Source organism: Mesorhizobium sp. M4A.F.Ca.ET.022.05.2.1, from assembly GCF_003998845.1.
In the GTDB taxonomy this organism is placed as follows: domain Bacteria; phylum Pseudomonadota; class Alphaproteobacteria; order Rhizobiales; family Rhizobiaceae; genus Mesorhizobium.
Window position 1 is genome coordinate 1 of the sequence record NZ_RZOJ01000496.1, and the last position, 3,993, is coordinate 3,993.

5 protein-coding genes are annotated in these 3,993 nt (G+C 65.1%); 2 read left to right on the forward strand and 3 right to left on the reverse strand.

Going from position 1 to position 3,993, the window contains the following annotated elements; genetic code table 11:
• The coding region (locus EN745_RS31350) for an ABC transporter substrate-binding protein (RefSeq protein WP_127423033.1) at positions 1-379 on the reverse strand (379 nt) is incomplete at its 3' end.
• A gap of 20 nt (positions 380-399) precedes the next feature.
• The gene (locus EN745_RS31355) at positions 400-1,923 is read right to left on the reverse strand and encodes a sulfatase-like hydrolase/transferase (RefSeq protein ID WP_189363216.1); all 1,524 of its coding nucleotides are present in this window, start codon (positions 1,921-1,923) and stop codon (positions 400-402) included.
• Between the two features lie 109 nt (positions 1,924-2,032).
• On the opposite strand from EN745_RS31355, the gene EN745_RS31360 reads away from it, so the two are divergent.
• Positions 2,033-2,929 carry a LysR substrate-binding domain-containing protein gene (locus EN745_RS31360; RefSeq protein WP_189363217.1) on the forward strand — a complete coding sequence of 299 codons (897 nt, stop codon included), beginning with the start codon at positions 2,033-2,035 and terminating at the stop codon, positions 2,927-2,929.
• A gap of 29 nt (positions 2,930-2,958) precedes the next feature.
• Here EN745_RS31360 and EN745_RS31365 read toward each other — a convergent pair whose 3' ends face one another.
• Positions 2,959-3,147: a hypothetical protein gene (locus EN745_RS31365; RefSeq protein ID WP_126055300.1), complete on the reverse strand. Its 189-nt coding sequence runs from the start codon at positions 3,145-3,147 to the stop codon at positions 2,959-2,961.
• 295 nt (positions 3,148-3,442) lie between these two features.
• Here EN745_RS31365 and EN745_RS31370 point away from each other — a divergent pair.
• Positions 3,443-3,993 (forward strand): cation:proton antiporter (locus tag EN745_RS31370; RefSeq protein ID WP_348630980.1); only part of this gene is annotated, 551 nt, incomplete at its 3' end.

Consider the following 3,993-nt stretch of genomic DNA (forward strand, 5'->3'; position numbering starts at 1 on the left):
CCTCGGCGTCGAAGGCCTTGCCGTTGTGGAACTGCACGCCGGGCCTCAGGTTGAGGATCCAGCGCTTGTTGCCGTCGCTGGTTTCCCAGCTTGCGGCCAGTTCCGGCGCCGGCTTGCCGTCGTCGCCGATCTCGACCAGCGTGTTGTAGACCTGGCGCGAGACATTGATGGAGAAGGTGCCGATCAGCTGCGTCGGATCGAGCGTGTCGGCGGAGCTGCCGCCGTTGAGGCCCAGGCGCAGCACGCCGCCCTTGCGCGGCGCCTCGGCAAGGCCAGCACGTGGGAACGCCGCCGTGGCGAGCGCCGTGACGGCCGCGGTCTGCAGGAAGCGGCGGCGCTCCATGCCGCCCTGGATCAAGGACGTGATCTTATCGTGCATGTCATTCCCCCTTTGCTGGTTCAGTAGGCGCCGAGAACTTCATTCGGTATCAGCGGCCGCGGCGGCAGCCTTTGATCGAGAACCGCATTCAGCGCGTGCGCCCGGTCGCTGAAGCCTTTCTCTGCGAACAGATTCCAATGCTCCCAGGGATCTTCACGAAGATCGAAAAGCTCGCCCCATGCCGGCTGGTTCGGGTAGCGGGTGAACCGCCACTCCCTGGAAATGATCGACTGGTTGTAGAGGCATTGATCCCGGCGGGGATGGTATTCGGCGAACAGGAAATCACGCACGTCACTCGCCCGCCCGTCGATTAGCGGCGTGAGGTCGACGCCGTCGGAGGTAGGCGCCGGCAGGCCGAGCAGCGACGCGACCGTCGGGAACAGGTCGAGATGGCTGGTGAGTGCATCGAGGCTGTTGCCGGCGGGAATTCCCGGGCCGCACAGCACGAGCGGCACCTGCAGCAACTGGCGATAGGGTGGCGGCCCCTTGCGCAACAGTCCATGGTCACCCAACAGTTCGCCGTGATCGGCAGTAAACAGGACATAGGTGTTCTCCAGCACGCCGGCGTCGGCCAGCGCCTCCAGCAGCCGCCCGACGGCATCGTCGATCATCTGGATCATGCCATGTGTGTGGGCGATCGCGGTGGCCAGCGTCGCGCCGGAAATAGCGTCGGTGCGCACCAGGAAACCCTGTTCGCGCGGCGGCTCGCCGCTGGCGATGTAAGGCTCCTTACGTGGATCGTCGCCTTCGCCGAGATAGGCCGGCATGCGCTCCAACTCGCCCGCTCGGATGGCCGGCCTCGGCATCCGCTCCGGCCGGAACAGGTCGCAATAGGGCCGGGGAGGAGAAAACGGGTGATGCGGGTCCGGAAACGAGACGAACAGGCCGAACGGCTCCGACCGTCTGCCCTGGCGTTCGATGAAGTCAATGGCCCGGTCAGCGATCCAGCTGGTGTAGTGCAGTTCCGGCGGCACCGCACTTTTCCACACTTCCTTCAGGTCGTCGGCCCGGCTCTCTCCGTCCGCTTCCGGCTCGTAGAGGTCCACCACCTCGGGATGGTTCCGCCTGAGCCAGGCCGCGTAGTGACCGGCGCGGGTGGATTCATTGGCCTCGCCCATGACGAGGTCGACGCCGTCGAAGCCGAAATAGGGGCCGCTCCAGTCCTCGCTGCCGGGCCTTTCCCAATAGGCGAGCGATTCCGGCATGTCGCGTTCGGCGGGCGCAAGCAGCGGCTGGAAGTGGAGCTTGCCGACGCCCCTGGTCGCGTATCCCGCACGCGCCAGCGCCTGCCACAGATTGGGCAGCCGCTCGTCGAGCGCCACGCCGTTGCGCCACAGGCCGTGGTGGCGCGGATAGAGCCCGGTCGCCATTGTCGCGCGGCTCGGCGAACAGATCTGGTTGGGGGTGAAGTGGCGGTGGAAGGTCGCGCCGCGCGCCGCTATGTGGTCGATGTTGATCGTGTGGGCAACGCGATTGCCGGTGACCGAGAGCGCGTCGTAGCGCATCTGATCGGCGCAGATGAAGATGAGGTTGGCTCGCTTCACGACGGCTCCGTCCGTTTCTGCCTGGCGCATAGCTAGGGCCGGAAACCGAGCGGAATCAAAGATCAAGATTTTCGTCCGGTATGTGCTAAACCTATACCGGGAGAAAGAGATGCGCTTTTCCGGACTTAGCGTTCGCCAGCTCGAGGCCTTCGAGGCAACGATGGTGGCCGGCTCGGTGTCGGGCGCAGCGGCGGCGCTCAACATATCGCAGCCGAGCGTCAGCCGCCTGCTGCAGGAACTGGAGATCGATACCGGGCTGAGCCTGTTCGACCGCTCGCACGGCCGGCTGGTGCCGACCGAGCAGGGCCTGCTGTTCTATGGCGAGGTCGGCAAGACCTTCCACGGTGCGCGCAACCTGATCATGGCCGCGCAGGAGATCCGCGAGCTGAAGCGCGGCGTCGTTCGCATCGGCACCCTGGCGGCGTTGTCCTTCCACATCGTGCCGGAAGCAATCCGGCAGTTGAGAACCCGTTTTCCGGAAGCGAGAACCACGATCGCGGTGCGCAGCTCGACGGAGATCGTCGCCTCCGTCGCCTCACGCCTGGCCGACGTCGGGGTGGTGGACGCCGGCGTTTCCTTCCTGGACACCAGATGCGTGGCCACCTTCGGGCGCAACAGTGTGTGCGTGATGGATGAAACCCATCCGCTTGCCGGTCGCGAGCGGATCCGGCTCGAGGATTTCAAGCTCTATCCCTTCGTCTCGCTCGGCGAGCTCTATTTCCGGCGCAACCGCGACGGCGCCAAGCTGCTGGAAGCGACCGCCGCCAATACGGTCGCCGACATCTTCCAGTCTTTCCTGGCCTGCGCGCTAGTCAGGGGCAGTCCTTCGCTCGCGGTCGTCGATCCGTTCACAGCGGGCTTCTATTCCGAGTTCGGGCTGGTGCTGAAAGAGATCGATCTCGACATACCGTTTCGCACTTCGATCCTGGTCAATGACCGGTCAGCGACCGGAGCGGCGGCGGGCAAAGTCATCGAGGCAATGACGGACTTGATCGGCCCCGGCTGAACATGACTGGCCGCCGCTCGGCCTGCTGCCTATCTCTGCCCGGCGGCCTTCGGAAACGGCACGATTTCGGCCACGGGCCGCGCATACTGGGCCACCGTGATCGCCTCCACCAAGAGATCGAGCGCCGCAAGCGTCGTGTGGCTGGTCTCGTCATCGCCGCGCAGATAGTGGCCGGCCCGCTCGAGGTGCAGACGAGCGGCGGCAAAGTCGCTTTTCATTAGCTTCTCCTTATTGCCCGCCGTGTCGCGAAGATGCTCGAGTCGCTTTACCCGAATGCAAACATCCACAGCCGCATTTGAATCGAATTGTAGGGAGCCTTCCTCGCCCCCGCAAAGCGAGGGAAGGTGTCCGCAAAGCGGACGGAGAGGGGGCTTCGCGGGGCGCTGCCCCTCTCTGTCTCGACTTCGCCGGTCCGCCTCTCCCACACTGCCGTCGGGCGGGGAAGGATGTCTTGCGTGCAACCGAAGCTCTCGCCAAACCGTTATCGCCAGGCATAATTGAGGGGTGCAGAAATTGTCCTTCATACTCAGCCGGCGCTGGACGATCGCGCTTGCGGCGGCGGCGTTCCTTCCAATGACGGCAGTCGCCTTCGCCGCCGAAAAAAGCGGCATGTCCAGCGAAGGCATCTTCGTCCTGGAAGTGATCCTGCTGCTGCTTGTCGGCCGCGGCATCGGCGAATTGCTGGAGCGCATCGGTCAGCCGGCGGTGATGGGGCAGCTCATCGGCGGCATCCTGCTTGGTCCTTCCTTGCTCGGCTGGCTATGGCCGGCGGCGGAGCGGCTGGTCTTTACCGGGGACGCCGCGCAGAAATCGATGATCAATGCCATCGCCCAGCTCGGCGTGCTGATGCTTCTGCTTCTCACCGGCATGGAGACCGATCTCAGGCTGGTGCGCCGGGTCGGCCGCGCCTGCTTTTCCATCTCCGCCGCCGGCGTTGCGGTGCCTTTCATGCTCGGCTTCGTGGCGGCGCAGTTCATGCCGGAATCGCTGCTCGCCAGCGGCGGCGAGCGCCTCGTCGCCGGCCTGTTCCTCGGCACGGCGCTGTCGATCTCCTCGGTCAAGAT